The 24,301-nt window shown below is 64.6% G+C and carries 18 protein-coding genes; 6 read left to right on the top strand and 12 right to left on the bottom strand.

The annotated features are described in order from the left end of the window. Positions 1-65: 65 nt before the first annotated feature. The 4 genes from S4A8_RS08515 to fdhD all read right to left on the bottom strand — a co-directional run bounded on the left by S4A8_RS08515 (position 66) and on the right by fdhD (position 4,869). Entirely contained in the window at positions 66-2,246 is a 2,181-nt protein-coding gene (locus S4A8_RS08515; RefSeq protein WP_353219824.1) for a TRAP transporter permease, read from the bottom strand. Next, complete coding sequence (locus S4A8_RS08510) at positions 2,243-2,764, bottom strand: DUF1850 domain-containing protein (RefSeq protein ID WP_353219823.1); 522 nt, start codon at positions 2,762-2,764, stop codon at positions 2,243-2,245. The genes S4A8_RS08515 and S4A8_RS08510 overlap by 4 nt, the downstream gene beginning before the upstream one ends. A gap of 14 nt (positions 2,765-2,778) precedes the next feature. After that, positions 2,779-3,879: a TAXI family TRAP transporter solute-binding subunit gene (locus S4A8_RS08505; RefSeq protein WP_353219822.1), complete on the bottom strand. Its 1,101-nt coding sequence runs from the start codon at positions 3,877-3,879 to the stop codon at positions 2,779-2,781. Positions 3,880-4,020: 141 nt separating this feature from the next. Next, positions 4,021-4,869 carry a formate dehydrogenase accessory sulfurtransferase FdhD gene (gene fdhD, locus S4A8_RS08500; protein WP_353219821.1) on the bottom strand — a complete coding sequence of 283 codons (849 nt, stop codon included), beginning with the start codon at positions 4,867-4,869 and terminating at the stop codon, positions 4,021-4,023. Positions 4,870-5,030: 161 nt separating this feature from the next. On the opposite strand from fdhD, the gene S4A8_RS08495 reads away from it, so the two are divergent. Next, a complete protein-coding gene (locus S4A8_RS08495) occupies positions 5,031-5,987 on the top strand; it encodes an AEC family transporter (RefSeq protein ID WP_353219848.1) in 957 nt (318 codons plus the stop codon). Between the two features lie 9 nt (positions 5,988-5,996). On the opposite strand, the gene S4A8_RS08490 is transcribed toward S4A8_RS08495, so the two are convergent. The 6 genes from S4A8_RS08490 to mobA form a co-directional block, all read right to left on the bottom strand. Next, positions 5,997-6,503: a helical membrane plugin domain-containing protein gene (locus S4A8_RS08490; protein ID WP_353219820.1), complete on the bottom strand. Its 507-nt coding sequence runs from the start codon at positions 6,501-6,503 to the stop codon at positions 5,997-5,999. A 46-nt stretch (positions 6,504-6,549) separates the two neighbouring features. Beyond that, entirely contained in the window at positions 6,550-9,546 is a 2,997-nt protein-coding gene (gene fdhF, locus S4A8_RS08485; protein WP_353219819.1) for a formate dehydrogenase subunit alpha, read from the bottom strand. A 140-nt stretch (positions 9,547-9,686) separates the two neighbouring features. Then, positions 9,687-9,821: an MFS transporter small subunit gene (locus S4A8_RS08480; RefSeq protein ID WP_353175356.1), complete on the bottom strand. Its 135-nt coding sequence runs from the start codon at positions 9,819-9,821 to the stop codon at positions 9,687-9,689. Between the two features lie 55 nt (positions 9,822-9,876). Then, the gene (locus tag S4A8_RS08475; RefSeq protein ID WP_353219818.1) at positions 9,877-11,229 is read right to left on the bottom strand and encodes an L-lactate MFS transporter; all 1,353 of its coding nucleotides are present in this window, start codon (positions 11,227-11,229) and stop codon (positions 9,877-9,879) included. A 140-nt stretch (positions 11,230-11,369) separates the two neighbouring features. Beyond that, complete coding sequence (gene moeA, locus S4A8_RS08470) at positions 11,370-12,659, bottom strand: molybdopterin molybdotransferase MoeA (RefSeq protein WP_353219817.1); 1,290 nt, start codon at positions 12,657-12,659, stop codon at positions 11,370-11,372. Further along, positions 12,646-13,302, bottom strand: a complete 657-nt coding sequence (gene mobA, locus S4A8_RS08465) for a molybdenum cofactor guanylyltransferase MobA (RefSeq protein WP_353219816.1) — start codon at positions 13,300-13,302, stop codon at positions 12,646-12,648. The genes moeA and mobA overlap by 14 nt, the downstream gene beginning before the upstream one ends. Before the next feature lie 54 nt (positions 13,303-13,356). Here mobA and S4A8_RS08460 point away from each other — a divergent pair, with 54 nt between their 5' ends. Continuing rightward, complete coding sequence (locus S4A8_RS08460; RefSeq protein ID WP_353219815.1) at positions 13,357-14,115, top strand: DUF4197 domain-containing protein; 759 nt, start codon at positions 13,357-13,359, stop codon at positions 14,113-14,115. Here S4A8_RS08460 and S4A8_RS08455 read toward each other — a convergent pair. Next, positions 14,112-14,687, bottom strand: coding sequence for an HNH endonuclease (locus tag S4A8_RS08455; protein WP_353219814.1), 576 nt, complete (start codon positions 14,685-14,687; stop codon positions 14,112-14,114). The genes S4A8_RS08460 and S4A8_RS08455 overlap by 4 nt on opposite strands. Positions 14,688-14,897: 210 nt before the next feature. On the opposite strand from S4A8_RS08455, the gene S4A8_RS08450 reads away from it, so the two are divergent. From S4A8_RS08450 to S4A8_RS08435, 4 genes are all read left to right on the top strand, one after another. Further along, positions 14,898-16,079: an efflux RND transporter periplasmic adaptor subunit gene (locus tag S4A8_RS08450; protein WP_353219813.1), complete on the top strand. Its 1,182-nt coding sequence runs from the start codon at positions 14,898-14,900 to the stop codon at positions 16,077-16,079. Continuing rightward, the gene (locus S4A8_RS08445; RefSeq protein WP_353219812.1) at positions 16,076-19,168 is read left to right on the top strand and encodes an efflux RND transporter permease subunit; all 3,093 of its coding nucleotides are present in this window, start codon (positions 16,076-16,078) and stop codon (positions 19,166-19,168) included. Before S4A8_RS08450 ends, S4A8_RS08445 begins: the two co-directional genes overlap by 4 nt. Then, positions 19,165-20,790: a TolC family protein gene (locus tag S4A8_RS08440; protein WP_353219811.1), complete on the top strand. Its 1,626-nt coding sequence runs from the start codon at positions 19,165-19,167 to the stop codon at positions 20,788-20,790. The genes S4A8_RS08445 and S4A8_RS08440 overlap by 4 nt, the downstream gene beginning before the upstream one ends. A gap of 128 nt (positions 20,791-20,918) precedes the next feature. Then, the gene (locus S4A8_RS08435) at positions 20,919-22,595 is read left to right on the top strand and encodes a methyl-accepting chemotaxis protein (RefSeq protein ID WP_353219810.1); all 1,677 of its coding nucleotides are present in this window, start codon (positions 20,919-20,921) and stop codon (positions 22,593-22,595) included. Between the two features lie 478 nt (positions 22,596-23,073). Here the strand turns inward: S4A8_RS08435 and S4A8_RS08430 are convergent, their stop codons facing one another. Continuing rightward, a complete protein-coding gene (locus tag S4A8_RS08430; protein WP_353219809.1) occupies positions 23,074-24,255 on the bottom strand; it encodes an acetyl-CoA C-acetyltransferase in 1,182 nt (393 codons plus the stop codon). Positions 24,256-24,301 lie beyond the last annotated feature (46 nt).

Below are 24,301 nucleotides of genomic sequence, written 5' to 3'. Positions count from 1 at the left end.
GGCGCGAGCGTAACAGGCTATCGCGGTTACCGAATCAGGTTGTTTGCGGATTCGTACCCGCAGGTTCAACGCGCCGGCTGTCGCTCGGCCTGGCCCGTCGCACCCAACATGAATAACGCCACGGCAATCAGCGCGCCGATCGCGTCGCTGATCCAGCCCGGATAGATCAACGCCAGCGCGCCGAACAGCGCGAGCAGCCGCCAGGGCGCGCCCAGCGGCCGACGCAGGTAGCCTTCCACCGCAACGGCGAGCAGGCCCACGCCGACCACCCCGGTGATCGCGACCGTGGCCACATTCAGCCAGGTGGCATCGATCATGAGCATGCTGTGGGCGAACACGAACATATAGGGCACCACGAAGCCCGCAATCGCCAGCTTCATGGCCTGAACCCCGGTGGCGTTGGGCGAGCCGCCGGAAATACCGGCGCCGGCATAGGCCGCGAGCGCGACCGGCGGGGTGAGATTGGCGAATATGCCGAAATAGAACACGAACATATGGGCCACGAACACGGCCGTGTCGTTCGACCCCGCCAGCTCCCGAAACAGGGGCAGGTTGAGCAGAATGGGCGCGGCCATGGTCGAGGTGATGATGTAGCAGGGAATACTGGGTAGGCCCATGCCGAGCACGATCGATGCGCCCATCGTCAGCGCCAGCGTGACCAGTAAACGCACCATCTCCGAGGGAATGGCCTGGCCGAGGTTGACCACTGCATCCGCGGCATCCAGCGCGATGCCGGTAAGCGTCGCCACGCCCACGACGATGCCCACCGCCGCACAGGCGATCGCCACCGGAATCGAGTTGCGTACGCCCTCCGTCATAGCATCGCGACAATCGGCCAGGTCCATGACCTCCGATTCGAGCCCCAGCTGGCTGCGAATGGCATTGATGGCCATCGGTACCGCGATGATCGCGAACAGCCATAACCGGGAGGCCGGCAGGCCGGGCAATGGCCGGGATTCGATCAGCGCCCAGATCTGCGGTTCGAATACGAGGGCGACCAGCACCGCCGCCAGACCCAGCACCAGATTGCGCGTGCCGCAGATCAGCACCGTGGCCGCGATCGACCAGAACGCCGCAAAGAACGGCGCACGCCCGTCGAAGATCAGCCACAGCAGCACGACCATGGGCAGCAGCAGATGGCCGCGCTCGAGTAGCACGCTTTTCAGCGGCGTGAGCTCGGAACGCGGAATACCTTCCAGGCCGTTGCGCAGCGCGCGCAGGTGCACCTGAAACAGAATGCCCAGATAGAACAGCAGCGCCGGGATGATGCCGGCCAGCATGACCTGGGTATAGGGCACCGACAGCACCTCGGCCATGATGAAGGCGGCCGCGCCCATGATCGGCGGCAGGATCTGGCCGCCCACGCTGGCTGCGGCCTCCACTGCCCCGGCGAAGTTGGCCCGATAGCCGGTGCGCTTCATCAAGGGAATGGTGAACGCCCCGGTGGTCACCACATTGGCGATGGCCGAACCGTTGATCGAGCCGAGAAAACCGCTGGCGATGACGGCCACCTTGGCCGGCCCGCCGCGACTGGGCCCGGCCAGGGCCAGAGCCAGATCGTTGAACAGCCGCCCCAGCCCGGACTTGACCAGAAACGCGCCAAAGAGAATGAACAGAATGATATAGCTGGCCGACACCGCGATAGCCGTGCCCAGCAGGCCTTCGGTGATATAGACCAGATGCGACACGATCTGGCGCGTGCTCGCCAGCACGATGGATTCGGTCAGCTGCGGATAGAACGACAGCTTGGCGTAGAAGCCGTAGGCAAGAAACACGATCGCCAGCCCCGGCAGGCCCCAGCCAGTCACCCGTCGCGCAGCGTCGATGACCAGAGCCAGCGCGGCCAGGCCCACGATCATGTCCAGCGTATTGATCCGCCCGGCCGAGGCGATCACCCGGTCGGCCGAGACCACCATGTAAACGCCAATCGCGAAGGCGGCCACGGCCAGAATCACATCCCCCAAGGCCACGCGATCGCGCGCACCGCGCATGGCCCAGGGGTAGAGCACGAAGGTCAGCCCGAGCAGCACATACAGATGAATACTGCGCTGGACCACGTCGACCAGCGGCCCGGAAAACGAGGTATACAGATGAAACAGCGCCAGCAGCACGCTCAGCGCGATCACGAACTGCATCACCCGTTTGGGCAAGGCATGCCGTACGCGGCTTTCGCGGTCGTATTTTTCCAGTGTTTCCGGATCGGCCACGGCCGGCTCTGCGGCGGGCGCTTGCTGGGCTTGATTCATGGTCTTCCTGTCTTCGTGGCGCGCCAGGCACCGACGATGCCATCCCACATACCGATGACCGTCGCCCGGCGTACCGCGAACGTCAGAATCGGCGCGTCATGAGCCCGTGAAAGGGCGAACCAGCGGTCACCGTAGCGCATCCGATAATGCTCGGCCGCGGCTGCCTGCACGGCCAGCGGGTCGACCACCCGATCGATTGCTTCCATGACCACCCAACCGTTGGCCAGACGCGTGGTTTGGCCGGCCTGATCGGGCACGCCGGCACCAAAGGTCTTGAACCGGGTCGAAACCAGCACGATCGATTGATTGACGATACGAAAGGTCTCGACCCAGTTCTCTTTTTCGACCGAGTGCATCCAGGTTAGCGAGAAGCGGTTGTCCTGTGCGACGACAAACGCATAACGCAGCCCGTCGGCATCACGGACGGTAAGCCAAGTCCTTGGCCAGCAGGCCAGACCGACAAGCACAAGAACAAATACCGCGCAGACGCCGTAGGCGCCGGCGCGCAGATGCCGCATCGCCTGGTTTCAGGCTAGCTGTCGCTCGCCTGGGTTTGGTCCTGGCTCGAATCCGAAGCCGAACCCTCGCCCGTTTGTTCGCTGTCGCTGGCGTCGCTCGCGGCGTCATCGCCCAGACTGTCGTAGAACGACTGTGCGCCGGCGGCCAGGGGCACGACGACATCGCGGCCCATACGCGAACGATCGAACTGCTTGAGCGCGCCCACCGACACCTTGTCGGTGCCCAGATAGTCGTAGAAGCGCTTGGCCAGGTCGCGGCTGACCTCGTCCGACATCGACGCCGGCACGATCAGCAGATTGCGGATGGCGACCGTATTGACCGCATTGTCGAGATCGTAGCGTTCCGGTGCGCCGGCCGGGATTTCGTATTTTTCGTAGTAGGGGTATTTGTCGAGCAGATTGGCCGCGGTTTCGCCGTCAACATTGACGAAATTCACGTCCGTGTTCTGCATCAGCCCGGTGATGCTGGAATTGGGCACGCCGGAGGTGAAGAAGGCGGCATCCAGATTACCGTTGCTCATTTCGGTCACGCTGTCGGCATAGCCGGTATGGCTCACGCGCGCGAGGTCGTCATAGCTCATGCCGGCAGCTTCCAGCACCTTCTGCGCGCTCTGCTCGACGCCGGAGCCGACCTTGCCCACGCCGATACGCTTGCCTTTCATATCGGCCACGCTTTCGATGCCGCTATTGGCCGTAGCCACCACCTGCACCACGTTCGGATACAGCCCGGCGATCGTCTTGATATCCGCTTCGCGGCCCTCGAACTGGCCCTGGCCATTGATGGCGTCATAGGCCACGTCGCTCATCACGATTGCGAGCTGGTTGGTGCCGTCCTCGATATTGTTGATGTTCTGTACCGACGCGCCGGTGGATACCACCTGCACCTGATCGACCAGATCGCTGTCCTCGAACACGCGCTTGAGCGCGCCGCCGATCGGATAATAGCTGCCCGACGTGCCGCCGGTACCGAAGATCAGGCTCACCGACTCGGTCGACTGCGTATCCGCCGAGCTGTTGGCATCGGTCTGGCCGGCTTCGTCGCCATTACCGCAGGCGGCCAGCAACAGACCCACGCAGGCCAGGCCCGCTACCCATAGACCGCTTTTCGTGGCCATGTTCATTCCCCTTTTTTCGAAATCGTCGTGCCGGGGCCGACGCACGGGCGCCGCCCCAAAACGCCAGAAATAGCAGACCCGCCGCGGCCCGACAATTAGGCCATGGTGGCATCGCCAGATTCCGGTCCGTTGTACAGGCGGCTAGTCGGCGCCCGCGATCCGCTCGGCGCGCGTGTAGACATTGAACCGGTCACCGCGCAGAAACCCCACCAGGGTGACGCCGAACTGCTCGGCCAGCGCCACCGCATAGCTGCTCGGCGCGGAGACTGCGCAGACCACGGCCGCGCCGGCCATGATGCTTTTCTGCAACAACTCATAGCTGGCGCGCCCCGAGAGCATGACGATGCCATCCGATAACGGCAGCCGATCGGCCAGCAGCGCGGCCCCGATGAGCTTGTCGAGCGCGTTATGGCGGCCGACGTCCTCGCGGATCGACAGGAGTTCGCCCCGGGCATCGAACAAACCCGCCGCATGGATACCGCCGGTGGATTCGAACACGCCCTGTGCGGCACGCAGCCGATCCGGCAGCGCCAATAACAGCTCGGGCGCGATCCGGGCCGGTGCGGAGGTATCGGCCCGTGTCTCGGACGGTGTGGGCGGCGAAAAACTCGGTTTGCCACACACGCCACAGGCGCTGGTGGCCAGCGTATTGCGCTCGACGCGATCGAGGCGCGCCCGGGCTTCGGGCTTGAGCATGAGCCGGATGACATCGGCCTCGCCAGGGGCCGCGCGTAGGTAGACGATGTCCTCGCGCGAGCGGATCACGCCTTCGCCATGCATGAGCCCGGCGGTGAGCTCGATGTCCGCGCCGGGCGTGCGCATGGTGATCAACGGCTCGGCGCCGGCGACATGAATCTCCAGCGCACGTTCGACCGCCAGCGTGTCGTCGCGCACGATGAATCCGTCACGCGAATACGCCTGGATACGCACAGCCTGGCGCGCGGGCCCGGCTTCGTTGGGCAGGTCGGAATCGACCGGTTCGACACTCATCGGCCCAAGGTAACCGATCGTTCGCGCCTTGGGCAGACGAGATGCCGCGCCCCGAGGCGAATCTGTGTATTCTGCACGCGCGCAGCCCGTCGCGGCCCGATCCCGAGGGCCCGGCACAGCGCATGCAACCGTTTTCCTCTTTCGCCGTGCGCACGCTGGTCATGGATCTTTTCGCTGTATTCGTTCAGACGCTCAATGTCACCCTGCCGGTGTTCTCGATGGTGTTTCTGGGCATCGGGCTCAAACGCGCGGGCTGGATCGACGATGCCTTCATCAACACGGCGTCGACGCTGGTGTTCAAGGGCAGCATGCCCACGCTGGTATTCATCAGCATCGTCAAAGCGGATCTGTCGCAGGCATTGCTGCCCGGGCTGATGCTGTATTTCACTGCCGCGACGCTGGCCTGTTTTGCGCTGACCTGGCTATGGGCGATCTGGCGGGTCGAAAAAATCGAGCGCGGCGTCTACGTTCAGGGGGCATTTCGCGGCAATTGCGGCATCGTGGGCCTGGCGTTGGCCGCAAGCATGTACGGCGACTTCGGCCTGTCGGCGGGCGGTTTGCTGGTCGGCCTGGTGATTCTGCTCTACAACGTGCTGTCGGTGGTCATTCTGGCCTGGTATCAGCCAGATCAGAAAGCCGACTGGCGCAGCATCAGCCGCGGCATTCTCACCAATCCGTTGATCATCGGTACGCTGGTGGCCATTCCCGTGGCCGCCGTCGGCCTGCCGATTCCCGAATGGATGATGACCTCGGGCGAGTATTTCGCTGGCCTGACCCTGCCGCTGGCACTGATCTGTATCGGCGGTACGCTGTCGCTGGGTGCGCTCTACGAAGCGCGCGGCATCGCTTTTTCGGCGGCCGCAGTCAAGATGACGGTATTTCCGGGGCTGGCCACATTCGTGGGCTGGCTGTGCGGTTTCGACGGACGCCAGCTCGGACTGCTGTTTCTCTATTTCAGCGCACCGACCGCGGCGGCCAGCTTCATCATGGTGCAGGCCATGGGCGGCAATGCCCGCCTGGCGGCCAATATCGTGGCCGTCACCACGCTGGCAGCCAGCGCCACGATCACGGTCGGGGTATTCGTGCTTAGCGCACTGGGCGTGATCGCGACCGCCTAGCGCACCCCGCTACTCGGCGTCGTCACGCTTTTCGGGTTGTTCGTCACCGGCCTGGCGACGCGCCTGACCATAGGCCTTGGCGCCGGCGATCAACGGCGATAGCGTCGCCCAGAGTTCCTTGTCGTGCAGCAGCTTGAATACGCCGGTCACGCCCGGCGGGTTATAGGGTGTATCGTCGCGGGCCGGTTTAGCGGCCTCGGTCATGCCGGCGTTGATGGAGGCGAAAGTCCGCTCGAGCTGATCCGGGTCGATCTTGCCCAGTTGCTGGGCGACCACCAGCAGATTGCGCATGCCGGCATGCCCCTGCGGGGTGTTCATGCTTTCCACGGCGATGTGCGAGATCTGCGGAAAGGCGCCGGCGAAATCCTTGAGCCAGCGAATCAGCCCGGAATCGTAGAGCTCGTCGAGCAGGCCGTTGATCTCGGCCAGCCGACCTTCCAGGCGTTCGAATTCGGCCAACGTGTCCTGGCGGTACTGCTTGGCCTCGGCGGGTCGGTAATGAATCTGTTCTGCCATGGCGAAATCCTGAAAAATCGTTATCCGAAAACGAAAACCTGCGTGACTACAGCCCGCTGTCGGCGGGCCGCGCCTTCGGCGGGCGCTTGTAGTCGTCGCGTTTCCACTTGGCATTGACCTGCACACCCGACACCGGGTTGGGCGTGGCATTACGCTGGTTGTTCGCCTTGAGCGGCGGATGGCCATCGACGCTGAGTATTTCCATCTTCACCGCCAGTTCCTTGTAGGCCGGCGTGTCGGTGTCCTTGTCCGACTCGAAGCTGGTGAGCACGTTGATCGCCTCGATGTTCTTCTTGCCATGCATGGGCATATAGAGCTGCTTGCCGGCCACGCGATCGGTGACTTCCACGCTCACCTTGATCGCACCGCGCCGCGAGACCAGCCGTACGATGCTGCCGGGCTTGATCCCGCGCTCGGCCGCCAGTTCCGGCGAGACTTCCACGAAACTGCGCTCGATCTTGAACACGATGCCGGCGGTTTCGTCGGTGAGATTGCCTTCGTGGAAGTGTTCGAGCAGACGACCGTTGTTCAGATGCAGATCGTACTCGTCGTCGGGCTGGTCTGTCGGCTCGTTCCAGTGCACGGGGTGAAAACGCGCCAGACCGTTGTCGAAATGGAACTGCCCGTTCGAGTACAGATTGGCCTCGCTGGTGCCGTCGGCGGCAACCGGCCACTGCTGCGAATTGAAGCCTTCCAGCCGATCATAGTGCACGCCGGCGAACATGTCGGCGATGGAGGCCGCCTCGTGCATGATCTCGCTGGGATGCGAATAGTTCCAGTCCGCGCCGAGCGCCCGGGCCAGTTCGGTATGGATCAGCCAGTCCGGTTTGGAATCGCCCAGCGGTTCGAACACCTGATACAGGCGCTGGATACGCCGCTCGGTATTCACGAAAGTGCCTTCCTTTTCCACCGAGGGGCTGGCCGGCAGCACCACGTCGGCGAACTCGCAGGTACGCGAGAAGAACATATCCTGTACGACCATGAACTCGAGCTTTTCGAAGGCGGCCTGTACGTGCAGGGCATCGGAATCCACGATGCCCATATCCTCGCCGACCACATACAGCGATTTCAGATCACCGTCGTGCATGTGGGTGACCATTTCATGATTGTTCAGGCCCTTGCGGGTGGTCAGTTCCACACCCCAGGCCTGCTCGTAGCGGGCACGCACGGTATCGTCGGTGACGAAGTCGTAGCCGGGGAAACGCCCGGGCATGCAGCCGAAATCGCTCGCGCCCTGGACGTTGTTATGGCCGCGCATCGGATAGCCGCCGGTGGCGAACTTGCCGAAGTTGCCGGTCAACAGCAACAGGTTGCACAGCGCGGTGGCGGTATCTGCGCCCATGGTGTGCTGGGTCACGCCCATCGCCCACACGCCGCAGATGGTCTTGGCTTCGAGCACCATGTCGAGAATCCGATCGAGCTCGTCCTGGCTCAGGCCGCAGCGCTCGCGGGCGAACTCCATGGTGAACGGCTCGAGGCTTTTGACGTAGTCCTCGTATTCCTCGACATGATTTTCGATGAAGTCGGTATCGGCCCGGCCCATTTCCACGATGCGCTTGGCGATCGCGTTCAGCCAGATCATGTCCGTGCCCGGCCCGGGTTTGACGAACAGATCGGCGCGTTGGGCCATTTCGTTCTTGCGCAGGTCGGCCACGAGGTGTTTCTGGCCATGCAGCTTCTTGGCCCGCTTGAAGCGGGTGGCGATCACGGGATGGCTTTCCGCCGTGTTCGAGCCGACGATGATCAACAGCTCGGAAGCCGCCAGATCGGCGATCGAGCCGGTATCCGCGCCGTAGCCGACCGTGCGCCAGAGGCTTTCCGTGGCCGGCGCCTGACAATAGCGCGAGCAGTTGTCGATATTATTCGTGCCCATGACCGCACGGGCGAATTTCTGCATCAGATAGCCTTCCTCGTTGGTGCATTTCGAGGAGGCGATATAGGCCAGCGCGTCCGGGCCGTTGGCTTCGCGGATTTCGTTGAAGCGGCGGGCGATCAGCGCGTACGCCTCGTCCCATTCGGCTTCACGAAAGGCACCGTTTTCGCGAATGAGCGGCTTGGTCAGGCGGTGTTCGCTGTTGATATGGCCCCAGCCGAACTTGCCCTTGATACAGGTGGAAATACCGTTGGCCGGCGCTTCGGGCTGCGGCTGTACCTTCAGCAGTTCGCGCCCGCGGGTCCACATCTCGAATGAGCAGCCCACGCCGCAGTAGGTGCAGACGGTCTTGGTGCGCTTGAGCTCGGTTTCGCGCATCGCCGCATCGACTTCCGACACGGCAAAGATCGGCCCGAAGCCGGTGGTGTGCTCGGCGGCCTTGACCAGATCGATCGCCGAGCGACCAAGCTTCTGATAGCGCCCACGTGCCTGCGGAGAAAGCGCGGTCATGGGCCCGACATTGCCAAGCATGGTCTTTTCCATCAGCGCGTTGCAGGGACAGACCGTCACGCAGTGGCCACAGGAGACACAGGAGGAATCCTCGATCGGAATATCGTCGTCCCAGATCACGCGCGGACGTTCGCGACTCCAGTCGATCGACAACGTTTCGTTGACCTGCAGGTTCTGGCAGGCCTCGACACAACGCCCGCACAGGATGCACTGATCCGGATCGTAGATATAGAACGGGTTGGAATAGTCCTTTTCGTAGGGCTTGCCGCGAAATTCGTAGTGCTGACCCGGAACTTCCATATCGCGCACAGTGTTGTGCACTTCACAGTTGCCGTTGTTGTTGTCGCACACCGAGCAGTACAGATCGTGATTCGAGGCGATCCGGTCGATGCCCTCGTGGCGGGCAGCGTGGGCGGTATCGCTTTCGATCGTCACCTCCAGGCCGGGCTTGACCGCTACACTGCAGCCGCGCACCAGATTGCCGTCGATCTCCACAAAACAGGTATCGCAGGTCTGCAGCGGCCCCAGGCTCGGGTGATAGCAGACATGCGGCAGATAGATGCCGGTGCCTTCCAGCGCTTCGGGCAGCAGCTGGCCAGGGCGCGCCCAGACCGTACGCCCGTCTACGGTGATCTCGATCTGTTCGGCAACGTCATCCATGCATAATCTCCTGGGTCGACCCTCGTGCATTACAGTTACGCACGATCATGTTGCGCGCAAGCTAACTTAATAAAAAAACCCGCCGTGCAGGACGCGACGGGTTGACGACAACGGCCGGAATGCCGCGCGCGGGCGCGTGCTTAGCTGGTAAACAGCCTTAGCGCCTTCACCAGGGTTTCGCAAAAGCCCCAGAGGGCGGGAATCGTAACCAGGGCCCAAAGGGCGGCAATCTGCCATGTCGGCGTCGTCGCAACAGGCGTGGCTTTGCTGTCCATCATTGTCTCCTGCATTATGCAGCGAATCAAATCCGTCGATTCACGTAGCTGCGCGTTATTCGGGCGCGCCGTCGTGGTGATGCTTGGGGTCGACCGGGCGCACGAGCAGATTGCAGACCAGGCCCACCGCCAGCAGCGCGACCATGATGTAGAGCGTGGTGGTATACGCATCCGCCGGGGCCACGCCCGCCTCGATGCGCCCTTCACGCAGCTGATTGAGCAGCACCGGCCCCACCACGCCGGCCGCCGCCCACGCCGTGAGCAGCCGTCCGTGAATGGCGCCGACATGCATGGTGCCGAAGATATCGCGCAAATAGGCAGGCACGGTCGCAAAACCACCGCCATACATCGACACGATCACACAGCAGGCCAGTACGAACAGCACGATATTGCCGCCGGCGGCGACACTGGGCACCGCTGCGTAGAGCAGCATGCCCAGCACGAAAAAGATCACGTACGTCATCTTGCGGCCGATGTAATCCGAGGTGGAGGCCCAGAAGAAACGCCCGGCCATGTTGAAGATCGACAGCACACCCACGAAACCGGCCGCGGCCGCCGCACTCGTGCCCACCATTTCCTGAGCCATCGGCGAGGCCTGCTCAAGCAGGGCGATGCCGGCAGTCACGTTGAGAAACAGCACCATCCAGATGAAATAGAACTGCGGCGTCTTCATCGCCTGGTTCACGTGCACATGCTTGCGCGTGATCATCTTGTCCTGCTTGCCATCCTCGTCGAGATCAAAGCCGGCCGGCTGCCAGTCGCTGGCCGGAATCCGCACGATCAGCGCGCCGATCATCATGAACAGAAAATAGATGACGCCCATCGCCACGAAGGTCGAGCCCACACCGACCGTATCCGGCCCGGAGAAGAACGCCATCAATGAAGTCGCCAGCGGCGAGCCGATCATCGCGCCGCCACCAAAGCCCATGATCGCCATGCCGGTGGCCAGCCCCGGGCGGTCGGGAAACCATTTGATGAGCGTGGACACGGGCGAGATATAGCCAATGCCCAGACCGATGCCGCCAATCACGCCATAGCCCAGATAGACCAGCCATATCTGGTGCCACCACACACCGAAGGCGGAGACGACGAACCCGCCGCCGAAACAGGCCGCTGCCAGCGTCATCGCCTTGCGCGGGCCCACGCGTTCCAGCCACTGGCCGCCAAACGCCGCCGCCAGGCCGAGCGCGGCGATGGCCAGCGAGAATATCCAAGCCAGCGTCGACTGCGACCAGTCGGCCGGCGCCGACTCCGTAATCCCGACCACCCGCGTCAACGGAATCTTGAATACCGAAAACGCATACACCTGGCCGATACACAGGTGAATACACAGGGCCGCGGGCGGCACCATCCAGCGATTGAAACCGGGCTTGGCCACGGTACGGGACTTATCGAAAAAACCGGCCATATCTCCCCCTCGACAAACACGGCATGCGCCGCACGAGATGCTGGCTCGAACACTAACAGCTGTATGGCGTATACAAACCGGTCTGCGACCAAAGTCGGGGCATGCCCTGGCGCGCCAGAACGACCGCCCGTCGGTGCGTTTTATCCGGGATGGCCCCAGAGGGTCTGGGCGAACGGCTCGACTGTAACCATCTCGCCTGCCGGCACATCGTTCTGCGCGGCCGGCAGGACGATGAAACAGTCGGCCGCACTCATCGAGCGCATCACGCCCGAGCCCTGATGGTCGATCGGGTCGACCGCGAGCCGGCCGTCGTCGGTGGTGACCAGACGCGCACGCAGGAAATTCTCGCGCCCCGGGCTCTTGCGCAGATCGGCCAGGGTCGGCAGATCCAGACGAATGGGCACGGCCGGATAGCCGCCGGCCATGCGCACCAGCGCGGGGCGTACCAGTTGCACGAAGGTCACGGCCGTGGATACCGGATTGCCCGGCAACCCGAAAAAGCGGGCGTTGCCCAGCGTACCGAAAGCCAGCGGCTTGCCCGGCTTGATCGCCACCCGCCAGAAATCGACCGTGCCCTGTTCGCCGAGCACGTCCACCACGAAATCCGCCGCGCCCACCGATACGCCGCCGCTGGTCACCACGGCATCGCAGCCGCGCGCCTTATCGAAGGCGGCCCGCAGGGCCTCGGGCGAATCGCCCACCACACCCAGGTCCACGCCTTCCATACCCAGTTCGGCCAACAGCGCGGCGAGGCCGTGGCGGTTGCTGTCGTAGATCTCGCCCGGCTGGATCGGCCCGTCGATCGGGCGCAATTCATCACCGGTCGAGAAAAACGCTACCCGCGGGCGGCGCACCACATCGATTTCGTGTACGCCCACCGAGGCCAGCACGGCGATATCGGCCGCGCGCAGATAACAACCGGCCGCCAGCACCGTCGCCCCGGCGGCGATGTCCTCGCCCGCCGCGCGGATATTGCTGCCCGGCTTCGGGCGTTGTTCGACCACCAGGCGATCGCCCTCGACGCGGGTGTTTTCCTGCATGACCACGGTGTCCACGCCCGCCGGCACCACCGCCCCGGTCATGATGCGTACACACTGGCCCGCAGCGAGTTCGCCGCCATACGGATGGCCGGCCAGACTTTGGCCAACGATATCGAGCGTATCGCCGTCGGCGCATAGATCGCCCGCCGCATAGCCGTAGCCGTCCATCGACGAATTATCGGCGCCCGGCACGTTGATATCGGATACCACCGTTTTCCCGAGCACCCGTTGCAAGCCGGCATGCAGCGGCACACGCTCGAGCTCGTCGATCGGCGTGATCGACTCGACGATGCGTGCCCGCGCCACATCCAGCGGTATCGGCTTGTTGTCCGGGCTCGGGCGAAACTCCGATTGTTGAAAGGATTGCGGCATCGACTCACTCGCGCTCATGAAACATTCCGTCGCGCCACGTCTGCAGATCGCGCGGGGCATTGATATTGGCAAAGGCCGAGGCCTGCGGCCAATCCACGTCGCACACGGTCAGCCGCGCCTGCCAATCGGTCACCCGTGCAATGTCTTCGTCCAGCGCGGTATCGAGACTGGCCCGCACACGCCGATGCATCAAGGCATGCAACGGCTGGCAGCGCCCGCCCGCCCGGGCACGGGCGAGATCGATGGCCGGCGTCATCGCCGCGGCCAGTCGCGCGCCGAGGTCGCGGGGCAGCGCGGGCGTATCCACGGGCACGACCAGCAGATAGGGCGTACGCACGGCGCGCAGCAGACTCGCCAGGCCCATCAACGGCCCGGCATGGCCGGGGGTGGCGTCCGTGATTACGGCAAAACCCAATGCGCGATAGCGATCGAGCGACCGATTGGCGCTGATCAGCACCTGCCCGGCCTGATCCTGAACCCGTGCCAGCGTGTGCGCGATCAACGGCCGGCCGTCGAGCGCATACCAACCCTTGTCCTGACCGCCGAGCCGGCGCCCTGCTCCGCCGGCCAGAATGCCCGCGGTAATCTGACTGCGATCGATATCCATCGTGGCGATTCTGGGCGGCGCGAGCACGCCTGACAACGCGGCGTTCAGTTGCACCGACAAACGGGCGGGTATGATCGGTGCGGCATTCGATCAAGGACCTATTCGCCCATGCGACGCAGACTCATCAGCTTCATTGCCAGCGGCGCGCTGGCCGCGGCCGCCACGACCGCCGGCGCCCAGAGCCTGGGCGATCGCTTCAAGCAGTTCGTGGGCGGTCTCCACGGCACCAATGCCAATGCCAGCGCGCAGCAGCTACCCGAAAGCGAGGTGGTCACCGGTCTGCGCTCGGCACTGGCCGACGGTGCTTCGGCCGCGGTCACCCAGCTTGGCCAGACCGACGGTTTCTGGGGCAATGCCGCCCGGCGCATACCCCTGCCCGGCTGGATGGGCCAGGCCTCCTCGGCCCTGCGCGGCGCCGGTTTTGGCGATCAGCTGGACAGTTTTCAGCTGGCCATGAACCGGGCCGCCGAACAGGCCACCGCCGAAGCCGGGCCGATCGTGCGCGAAACCATCAACAACATGAGCGTGCGCGATGCCTACGACATCCTGCAGGGCTCCGACACCGCGGCCACCGACTATCTGCGCGCCCAGGCCGGCGACGACCTGGCGGCGAAGTTCGAGCCCATCATCGCGAATACCACCGCGCAGTCACAGGCGGTATCGCGCTATGAAGCGCTGACCTCGAAAGCCAAACCCATGCTGGCGTTCGTGCCGGGCATGAATCTCGACGTCAACGACTACGTTACCCAGCAGGCCCTGGACGGGCTGTTCGCGGTGATCGGCCAACAGGAGCAAAAGATTCGCGCCAATCCGGCCGCTGCCGGCAGCGCGATCGCCCGGAAAGTCTTCTCGAGCGTTTCGAACTAGGCGTCGAAACGGGCGCTGCGCTTGGGGGCAAGACGTTCGAGAAACGCCTGCTGATCGGCGAGAATGCGGCGATTGGCCAGAATCAGCCATTCGGCGAGATTGGGTTCATAGGGCAACGCCAGCAGGGTCATGCCCGCCTGCTCCGGGGTGCGATCGTCCTTGAACCGATTGCAGCCCTCACAGGTGGATACGACATTGGTCCAGGCATGTTCGCCGCCCTTGGAACGGGGCACGACATGCTCGATCTGCATCTGCGAAAAGCTCAAGCGGGTACCGCAGTACAGACACAGGCCACCATCGCGGTGGAACAGTTCGCGCCGCGTCAATGCCGGCACCAGATTACGGGCAAAACGATGGGAACGATCGCGCACCGCGATGATGGAATCGATCTCGATCTGGCTGCGCAGGCCGGTCGAGCGCGAACGACCGCCGCGCAGGCGAATCTTTTCGCTGCCCGCCTCCCAGGCGATCTTGTCGGTAAAGTACAGGCTGACCGCTTCGCGCCAGTCGACCCATTCCACGGGCAGACCGCCAGCATCCAGTTTAAGTATGCGTGGAATCGTTATTGCCACGACGCCTCATCCTCCGTTGCGACCGCGCCGTTTCGCGACACCGGCCGGTCGGTTTGCCGGTAGCCTCACACGGCGATATGACCGTATGTTGACGCGCATGGGCCTTGTTTTACCGGAAATTTATGATAGCGCGCAACGCGCGGGTATCGCCGACAGCAGCGAACCGTGCAGCCCCTGCGGCGCGGCCGATCGGCCACGCGGTCAGCCTCGATGAGCCGGCGTAACTCGCTCGTACTCGCCGCCGGCGTGCTGCTTGTGCTGGCGGTCGGTGTGATCGGCTATCGAAGCGGCACTGACGGCCCCGGCCCCGGCAACGCCGCAAGCGGGCGCGTAGCCGTGGAAACCCGGGCTGCCGAACGGCGCGCGATCGCCGATATACGCGAATTCTCCGGCACGCTCGAAGCCAGCGCCGTGCGCACGGTCGCCCCCAAAATCGGCGGCCAGATCGCCTCGATCGCCGTGGATATCGGCGATCGCGTACAAAACGGTGCAACGCTGGTCCGTCTGGACGACGAGGAATACCGCCAGGCCCTGGCCGAGGCCGAAGCCCGGCTGCAGGTCGCGCGCGCACAGTACGAACAGGCGCGCAGCGATGCCGGCACCGCTGCCCGCACGCTCGCGCGGGTGCGCTCGCTCAACGACAAGGGCATTGCCGCCACCGCCGAACTCGACAGCGCCGAAGCCGAGGCTTCGAATGCGAACGCGGCCGCCACGGTCGCGCGTGCCAATATCGCCCAGGCCAAGGCCCAGGTGGAAACCGCGCGCATCCGGCTGGGCTATACCGACATCCGGGCCCATTGGCCGGACGACGCACAGCCGCGCCAGATCGGCGAGCGCATGGTCGAACCGGGCGATACCGTGGCGGCGAATACGCCGCTGCTGCGAATCGTGGCCACCCGGGCGCTCACGGCGGTGATCCAGGTCCCGGAAGCGCTGTATCCGGAGCTTGCCGTGGGCCAGCATGCACAGCTGCGTATCGCCGGCGCTGACGATGCCGCATTCGAAGCCGAGATCGCGCGTATCGCGCCGGTATTCGACCCCGAAACACGGCGCGCGCGGGTCGAGTTGAGCGTACCCAACGATGACGGCCGGCTCGCCCCCGGCATGTTCGTGCAGGTCGGGCTGGTGGCGCAGCAGCTGGATTCGGCCCTGGTGGTCCCGCGTGCGGCACTGGTACGACGCGATGGCCGCCAGGGCGTGTTCGTCGTCGATCCGGCTGCGAACGTCGCCGATTTCGTAGCGGTTGAGGTCGCCTTCACACAAGGCGACCAGGCAGCCCTGCGCGCGCCCAACACGCTCGACGGGCCCCTGGTCGTGCTCGGCCAAGCCCAGCTCGAAGACGGTATCGGCGTGGCCGTAGACGATGACACGCGCCCGGGCGCCGACCCATGACCGGCCTGCCGGCGTTCGCGGTCGCCCGACCGGTCGCGACGTGCATGATCATGGCAATCGCGCTGTTGTTGGGCGCGGTTGGCCTGAGCCGATTGCCGGTCGATCTGTTGCCGAGCGTGGAAACGCCGTCGCTGACCATATCGGTCGATTACGAAAACGCCGCGCCCGAGACCATGGAAGAACTGGTCACCCGCCGCGTGGAACAGGCGGTGGCGGCCACGCCGGGCCTGGAGGAAATGGAATCCACCTCGGTGGAAGGCACCGCCGATGTCACCCTGCGTTTCGGCTGGGGCGTGGATATCGACGCCGCGGCCAACGACGTGCGCGACCGCCTGTTCTCCGAGCTCGACGAACTGCCGGACAACGCCAGCCGCCCGCGTCTGCGCAAGTTCGATACCGCCGATCTGCCGGTGATGGGCCTGGGCCTGGCCAGCGGCATCGACCCGATCGAGCTGCGCCGGCTCATCGACAATCAGCTGTCCTATCGCCTGCAACAGATTCCGGGCGTGGCCGCGGTGGAAATCTGGGGCGAGCCGGAGCGCGAGATTCAGGTCAATCTGGATATCGATCGGGTGCGCGCGCTCGACCTGTCGCTCACCGATATCCGCGACACACTGGCTGCTGCCAATCGCAACCTGCCGGCCGGCTCGATCGAAATCGGCAATCAGGAGCTGGTGTTGCGCACGCCGGGGCGGTTTTCCGATCTCGACGATCTGCGCCGCGCGGTGGTGCTGGTACGCGACGGCACGCCGATTACGCTCGGCGAACTGGCCACGGTGCGCGATACCCAGCAACGCGCCGAACGGCTGGTACGGATCGGCGGCGAACGCGGCGTGCGTATGGGCGTACGCAAGCAGTCCGGCGCGAATACGGTCGAGGTGGCCGAGCGTGTGACCCGCGAAGTGGCCGAACTCAATCGCGAGTTTCCGCAGGTCCGTATCACCCCGTTTTTCAATACCGCGGACTATATCAACCGCTCGATCGCCAACGTCTCGCGGGCGCTGTTCTATGGCAGCGTGCTGGCGTTCGTGGTGCTGCTGGTGTTTCTGGGCCATTTGCGCGCGGCGCTGGCGGTATCGGTGGCCATTCCGGTATCGCTGATCGCCACCTTCGCGCTCATGTACGGCTTTGGTTACACCATCAATCTGATGACGCTGGGCGGATTGGCCCTGGGCGTGGGCCTGATGGTGGATTCCGCCATCGTGGTGCTGGAAAACATCCAGCGCCGGCGCCTGGAGCTGGGCGAGTCCGATCACGTCTCGGCGGTGGCCGGCAGTAACGAAATCGCCGGGCCGATCGTGGCCAGTACGCTCACCACGCTGGCGATTTTCATCCCCATGCTGTTTGCGCGCGAGCTCACCGGCCAGCTGTTTCGTGAACTGGCGATCGTGGTCGCCCTGGCGCTGGCCTGTTCGCTGGTAGTCGCGCTCACGATCATGCCCATGCTCACGGCGCGTTTCGTCGGCCAACGCAAAGCACCGCGCAGTACGGGTATGCGCGGTCTGGCCACGACCGGCGCACGCGTATACCAACGCCTGGATACCGGTTATCGGCGCCTGCTCGAGCGCGCGCTCGCCGCACCCCGGCGCGTAGTGAGCGTGGCCGCGCTCGCCAGCCTGCTGGCGCTGATCGGTTTTACCCAACTGGGCACCGAATTCATGCCGGCCACCGACGAGGGCGAAGTCCGTGTGGGCCTGGAAATGCCGCCCGGCACCCGTTTGTCGCTCATGGACAGCCAGGCACGCAAGGCCGAGGCCGTGGTGCGGCGCATCGTACCGGAAGCGGTATCGGTGGTGACCACCGTGGGCAGCGGCGGCTATCGCGCCGATGCCGGCGCGGAAGCCGATATTCGTATCGAACTGCCACCCGCGAGCAAGCGCGCCCGCAGTAGTGCCGAAGTGGCTGCGGATCTGCGCGCGGCGATCGGCGATCTGGCCGAAACCGAGGTGCGGGTACGCGTACGCCAGCCGTTTTTCTTTCGCATGCTCGATGTGGGCAGCGAAGACGAAAGCCTGGAAATCGAGATCCGGGGCTACGATTTCGCGATGCTGCAACGCCTGTCCAAACGGATCCAGCAGCGCATTGCCGGTATCGACGGGATCACCGATCTGCGCGCCTCGCGCGAAGGCGCGGCCCCGCAGCGCGATGTCATTATCGACCGCGCGGCCGCGGCCGATCGCGGCGTGACCGTGCAGGCGATCGGCGAAACGGTGGAAACCGCCATCGCCGGCACCAATGCCGGCTATTTTCTCGACGACGGCGACGAAGTGCGCGTACGCGTACAACTGGCCAACCCCATGCAGGTGAGTCCGGCCCAGATTCTCGATCTGCCGGTGCCGGCGGCCGATGGGGCACGTGTTCGCCTGGGCGATGTCGCGCGGATCGTGGAAGCCTCGGGGCCAATCGAAATCGATCGCCGCAACCAGCAACGTCTGGTGAGCGTGAATGCCAATATCGCCGGGCGCGATCTGGGCTCGGTGGTCGCCGACGTTCAGGCCACGCTCGGCGATATCGCCATTCCGGCCAATTACGATGTCCAGCTGGTGGGCGAATACGAAGCCCAGCAGGCCGCCTTTCGTGAAATCGGCGTGAATGTCGCGCTGGCGCTGTTGCTGGTCTACATGGTCATGGCCTGTCTGTACGAATCGCTCATCGACCCGTTGATCGTGATGGTGACCGTGCCGCTGGCGCTGATCGGCGTAGCGGTCACGCTCATGCTGACCCAGACGACACTCAACTCGCAGTCGTTGCTGGGTTGCCTGATGCTCATCGGTATTGTGGTCAACAATGCAATTCTCATCGTCGATCAAGCCAATCTGCTTCAGCGCGAAGGCCTGGATGCCGGTGCGGCCGTACGCGAGGCGGGCCGGCGCCGGCTGCGCCCGATTCTGATGACCGCCGCGACCACCATCTTCGCACTTTTGCCGCTGGCGATCGGCCTTGGCGAGGGATCGGAGTCGCAGGCGCCGCTGGCGCGGGCGGTGGTCGGCGGCATGACCAGCGCCACTTTGATCACCTTGCTGGTCATTCCGGTGGTCTATACCGGCGTGCACCACGCCTGGCCCAAACGTCACGGCGCCGCGCCATGAGCCGGCCGCGCTACCAATACATCCTGGCCTGCGCACTGCTGATTGGTAGCGCGCCGGCCAGCGCATGGCTCGATGCACAGACACTGGCCTGGCCGGAACAGCCTCTGCCCGGCGCGCCGGACCACACGCCGGCCACGAGGTCGGCGCCGGTGGCCACCAACGACGATCTGGCCGCCCTGGGCACACGCAACCGTCTCGAACTGAGCGTGGAAACGGCCGTAGGCATGGCCCTCGAAAACAACCCATCGCTGGCCGCCCAGCGTCTACAACCATTGATTGCCGGCACCTTCGCCGCTGTCGAGCGGGCGGTGTTCGATCCGAGCGTGTTCGCGCGTATCGAAACCTCGCGCGAGGTCGCCGAGCGCGTATCCGAGGATATCCAGCAGAACTTCGCGGTACGTAACGATACCGAACGCGCCCGCGCCGGCATTCGCCAGACCCTGCCCACCGGTACCGAGCTCGAACTCAGCCTCACCCAGGATCTGAGCGAATCCAGCCGTTCGCCGCGCCAGGCCAGTACGCGGGTGGGCCTGACCCTGACCCAGGCATTGCTCAACGGCTTCGGCATTGCCAGCAATCTGGTCGCCTTGCGCCAGGCCCGGGCGGACACGCTGGCCTCGGCCTACGAACTGCGCGCGTTCGTGACCGCGCTGGTGGCCGATGTCGAAGCCACCTACTGGGATTATCTGGGCGCGCGCCGGCGTATCGATATCCTCGAAAACGCGCTCAACGTGGCCGAACAGCAATCGCGCGAAGCACGGTTGCGTATCGAAGCGGGGACCGTCGCCCGGGTGGAACAGGCCGCCTTCGCCGCGGAGGCCGCGCGCCGGCGCCAGGATCTCATCGACGGGCGCGCCGAGGCGGATCGGCTGCGTATTCGGTTGCTGCAACTGATCAGCGCCCCCGACGGCCTGCGCTACGAACGCGCGGTAGAGCCATCGACCGATGTCATCACCGACGCCGCGCCACTCGATGCACCGTCGGATTACGTAGCCCTGGCCGAACGCCGCCGCCCGGAACTCAACCAGGCGCGGCTGGATATCGCCCGCAACGAGCTGGACGTGGTGGCCACCCGTAACGGCCTGCTACCGCGCCTGGATCTGTTCGTCACCCTGGGCCAGACCGGCTTTGCCCGCCATTATGGCGGCGCCTACGAAAATCTCGACGGCGGCGATACCTACGATCTGTCCGGCGCGCTCGAATTCGAATATCCACTGGGCAACCGTGCCGGCCACGCCCTCGACCGGCGCGCCAAGGCGAGCCTGCGTCAGGCCTGGGCCAGCCTCGACAATCTGCAACGGGTGATCGAGGCCGAGGTCCGCTATGCCCTGATCGAGGCCGAACGCGCCGCTGCCCAGATCGAGGCCACGGCCGCGACCGTACGCCTGCAACACGACACGCTCGCGGCTGAACAGGCGCGTTTTGATGTCGGACGCTCCACCGGGCTGCTGGTGGCCCAGGCCCAGCGCGACCTGCTGGCTGCCGAGCTCGACCGTATCGATGCCTTCATCGCCTATCGCCAGGCCCTGATCGATCTGCATGTCGCCGATGGCAGCCTGCTGACCCGCCGGCTGGTGGACACCCCGGGCGAGCTGCCGCCCGCCTTGCCCTGGCGCGACTGAGGTACGCGATCGCTTTTTTGGCTGTAACGCCGTAACGGGCAAAAGAAAATCCGCGCGCGACCGATAATACCAAGGCCGCCTGAGACAGCCTCGGACGGCGCCGATGGTTCAAGCTTCGCGAGCGTGAAATGAAGATACTGGACAACATGAGCGTCAAGACCAGCTGGACACTGGTACTGGCGAGCTTTACCGCGTTGTTGCTGGTGGTCGGTGCCATCGGCGGTTACACCATCTGGTACAGCCAGGACGCGCTGGCCAAGGTGCGCGATGTCCAGGTCGAACAGAAGTCGCAACTCACCAAGGCCAACAGCGCGCTGCTTTTACTGCGCCTGCATGTCCAGGACGACTATCAGTCGCTGACCGGCACGGCTGCGATCGATAACAGCGCCGACGCGCTTGCCCGCGAGGCCGAGGCAGTGGACGGCCTGTTCGAAGCATTCTTTGCACTGCCCTTCTCGGCGCGCTATCAGGCGCCGGTCGACGCGGTTCGACAGGCCTATCAACTGCTGCGCGACACCGCGATCATGCCGCGTATCCAGGCCATCGCCGCCGGCGACAGCGCGGCCTATCTGAGCCTCGACGAAGAGGCCGAACGCCTGACCCAGGCCTTCACGGCGCAGGCGGTGGAGTATTTCACCCTCGTCGAAGCCCAGGGCAGCGCCTTCTACGATACGTTCCGCGATACCGCCGTCGATCTTGAGATCGGCCTGGGCGGGGTCTTTCTCGCCGTTGTGTTGCTGATCGCAGTCGTCGTCTGGGGCATTACCGTCAACGTCACCCGTCCGATGAGCCGGCTGGTGGATCATGTCGAGCGCATCGCCCAGGGCAATCTGCATGGCGAGATCGAGCGGCGCGGCGATAACGAGATCGGCCGGCTGTTCGCAGGTCTGACGCATATGCAGCAAGCGTTGGCCGACACCGTGGGCCAGGTCCGCCAAAGCAGCGACGCCATTCACGGCGACTCGCAGACTATTGCCCGCGGCAACAGCGATCTATCCGCGCGTACCGAACAGCAGGCTGCCTCGCTGGTACAGACCGCCTCCAGCATGGAAGAACTGACCTCGACCGTCGACCAGAACACCGAAAACGCCCGCGAGGCACGCCAGCTCACGCACGAGGCCTCGGCCACAGCCGAACGCGGCGGCCGGATCGTGGGTGAAGTAGTCGACACGATGCACGGCATCAGCCGCAGTTCGCACGAGGTCAGCCAGATCATCGACATGATCGAATCGATCGCTTTCCAGACCAATCTGCTGGCGCTCAATGCTGCGGTGGAAGCCGCCCGGGCCGGCGAGCAGGGCCGCGGCTTTGCCGTGGTGGCCGGCGAAGTGCGCAGCCTGGCCACCCGATCGGCCAAGGCAGCCGAAGAGATTCGCGGTTTGATCGACGCGTCGGTCACGCGCGTGGATGCGGGCTCGAAGCTGGTCGACGAAGCCGGCACCGCCATCAACGACGTGGTCGCGGTGGTCAAGCGGGTCGACCAGATCATGACCGAAATCGCCACCGCCTCGGAGGAACAGGGCCGCGGCATCGGCCAGGTCAATCAGGCGGTTACCGAGCTCGACCAGGTCACCCAGCACAATGTACGGCTGGTATCCGAGGCGGCCAATGCCGCGACCGCGCTCGAAGCCGAGGCTCGCACGCTGCGCTCGGCCGTGGCGGTGTTCGAGCTCGAACAGCGCCCGGCGGCTGTACCGTATTCTCAGCCGCCACACGAAAAAGCGCCCTCAGCTGGCGCGAAGGCAAAAGCCACCAGCCAGCCGGCAACCCAGAAACAACGCGATCTGGAATGGCGTACGGCCTAGGTCCTGTCGTCGCGAGATAAGCCGTCGCATCGGCGACGAGGCCGCGGCAAGACAAGGCATCGCGCATGCTGCGTGGTTATGCCACGTCAGCGAGCCAGACAATGAACCATCACGCCGGATTGCCGTGGCTTGGCCGCCGACCGATCGTTATTGGCTGGGGGGGGTTGCGATGGCATATCCCGTGACGGCAGGCCCTGAAGCCTGTCGTTACAAGATAGGTCCTGGATAGAAAACCGGCCGGCGCCTGAGGCGCCGGCCGGAAGCCGCGATCGTACAACGATTCAGTAGAAAACTTGGGCGCAGGCGCATTGGAGGAGAACAACACGGCGCGAAATCGTCGTACGCCATAGCTGTTGCAAATGCGATGCCAAAAGCAGGCATAAATCCGCGCCGCGCTACCCAATTAGCCGCCGACGCAATCGTTAATCATCGCAAAACAGTGTATTACGAAGGCATCAGCTGCCGATTTTCTTGACAGCTAGCGCTCGATTGCGAGCGCGACGCCCTGTCCGCCACCGATACACAGCGTGGCCAGACCTTTTTGTACGTCGCGGCGCATCATTTCGTGGATCAGCGTGACCAGTACGCGACAGCCGGATGCACCAATTGGGTGCCCCAACGCGATGGCACCGCCATTGACGTTGACCTTGTCGATATCCCATTCCAGCTGACGACCGACCGCAACCGACTGGGCGGCGAACGCCTCGTTGGCCTCGATGAGATTGAGATCGGCCACCTGCCAGCCGACCCGCTTGAGGCAACGCTCGGTCGCGGCCACCGGCGCGATCCCCATCAGTGCCGGGTCGACACCAGCATTGGCATAGCCGGCGATACGACATAGCGGCGTCAGCCCCAACGCTTCGCATTTTTCGCGGGTGGTCACGACCACGGCAGCCGCGCCGTCGTTGAGCCCCGAGGCATTCCCGGCGGTAACCGTACCGTCGCGGGTGAACGCCGGCTTGAGCCCGGCCAGGCCTTCCGCAGTCACCCCGGCACGCGGGCCTTCATCCCGGGCGAAGGCGATCGCATCACCTTTCTTCTGCGGCACTTCAATCGGCAGCACCTCATCTTCGAAGCGGCCGTGCTTGAGCGCTTCCTCCGCCCGCTGTTGCGAGCGCGCGGCGAATTCGTCCTGCTCCTGACGCGAGATGCGGTATTTTTCGGCCACGTTCTCGGCCGTCTGGCCCATGTGATAACCGTTGAAGGCATCCCACAAACCATCGCGAATCATGGTGTCGACCAGTTCCCAGTCCCCCATGCGCTTGCCGTTACGCGAGTTGGGCAAGACATGCGGGGCCGAACTCATGTTCTCCTGGCCACCGGCCACGATCAGCTCGGCATCGCCGAGGGCAACCGCCTGCGCGGCGAGCATCACGGCCTTCAGCCCGCTGCCACAGACCTTGTTGATGGTCATCGCCGGTGTGGCGTCGCCCAGCCCGGCCCGAATCGAGGCCTGACGTGCCGGATTCTGACCCGCCCCGGCGGCAAGCACCTGGCCCATGATGACCTCGTCGACCGCATCCACGGGAATATCGTGGCGGGCGAGCAAGGCGCGAATGGTGTGGGCGCCCAGTTCGGTTGCGCCGATGCCGGCCAGGGTGCCGCCGAAGCGGCCGATCGCGGTGCGCCCGGCAGCGGCGATAACGATGTTGTCTTTCACGTGGCGATACTCCAGAACGGGAATGGATTGCCGCACAGCGGCACGA

The organism is Salinisphaera sp. S4-8 (assembly GCF_040361235.1).
Taxonomy (GTDB): Bacteria; Pseudomonadota; Gammaproteobacteria; order Nevskiales; family Salinisphaeraceae; genus Salinisphaera.
This window is presented reverse-complemented; position numbering and strand designations above follow the sequence as displayed.

What these genes read in the sequence shown, in the direction of transcription:
- S4A8_RS08515 (WP_353219824.1), bottom strand. Translation starts at nt 2,246, where the DNA reads ATGAATCAAGCCCAGCAAGCGCCCGCCGCAGAGCCGGCCGTGGCCGAT.
- S4A8_RS08510 (WP_353219823.1), bottom strand. Translation starts at nt 2,764, where the DNA reads ATGCGGCATCTGCGCGCCGGCGCCTACGGCGTCTGCGCGGTATTTGTT.
- S4A8_RS08505 (WP_353219822.1), bottom strand. Translation starts at nt 3,879, where the DNA reads ATGGCCACGAAAAGCGGTCTATGGGTAGCGGGCCTGGCCTGCGTGGGT.
- fdhD (WP_353219821.1), bottom strand. Translation starts at nt 4,869, where the DNA reads ATGAGTGTCGAACCGGTCGATTCCGACCTGCCCAACGAAGCCGGGCCC.
- S4A8_RS08495 (WP_353219848.1), top strand. Translation starts at nt 5,031, where the DNA reads ATGGATCTTTTCGCTGTATTCGTTCAGACGCTCAATGTCACCCTGCCG.
- S4A8_RS08490 (WP_353219820.1), bottom strand. Translation starts at nt 6,503, where the DNA reads ATGGCAGAACAGATTCATTACCGACCCGCCGAGGCCAAGCAGTACCGC.
- fdhF (WP_353219819.1), bottom strand. Translation starts at nt 9,546, where the DNA reads ATGGATGACGTTGCCGAACAGATCGAGATCACCGTAGACGGGCGTACG.
- S4A8_RS08480 (WP_353175356.1), bottom strand. Translation starts at nt 9,821, where the DNA reads ATGGACAGCAAAGCCACGCCTGTTGCGACGACGCCGACATGGCAGATT.
- S4A8_RS08475 (WP_353219818.1), bottom strand. Translation starts at nt 11,229, where the DNA reads ATGGCCGGTTTTTTCGATAAGTCCCGTACCGTGGCCAAGCCCGGTTTC.
- moeA (WP_353219817.1), bottom strand. Translation starts at nt 12,659, where the DNA reads ATGAGCGCGAGTGAGTCGATGCCGCAATCCTTTCAACAATCGGAGTTT.
- S4A8_RS08460 (WP_353219815.1), top strand. Translation starts at nt 13,357, where the DNA reads ATGCGACGCAGACTCATCAGCTTCATTGCCAGCGGCGCGCTGGCCGCG.
- S4A8_RS08450 (WP_353219813.1), top strand. Translation starts at nt 14,898, where the DNA reads ATGAGCCGGCGTAACTCGCTCGTACTCGCCGCCGGCGTGCTGCTTGTG.
- S4A8_RS08445 (WP_353219812.1), top strand. Translation starts at nt 16,076, where the DNA reads ATGACCGGCCTGCCGGCGTTCGCGGTCGCCCGACCGGTCGCGACGTGC.
- S4A8_RS08440 (WP_353219811.1), top strand. Translation starts at nt 19,165, where the DNA reads ATGAGCCGGCCGCGCTACCAATACATCCTGGCCTGCGCACTGCTGATT.
- S4A8_RS08435 (WP_353219810.1), top strand. Translation starts at nt 20,919, where the DNA reads ATGAAGATACTGGACAACATGAGCGTCAAGACCAGCTGGACACTGGTA.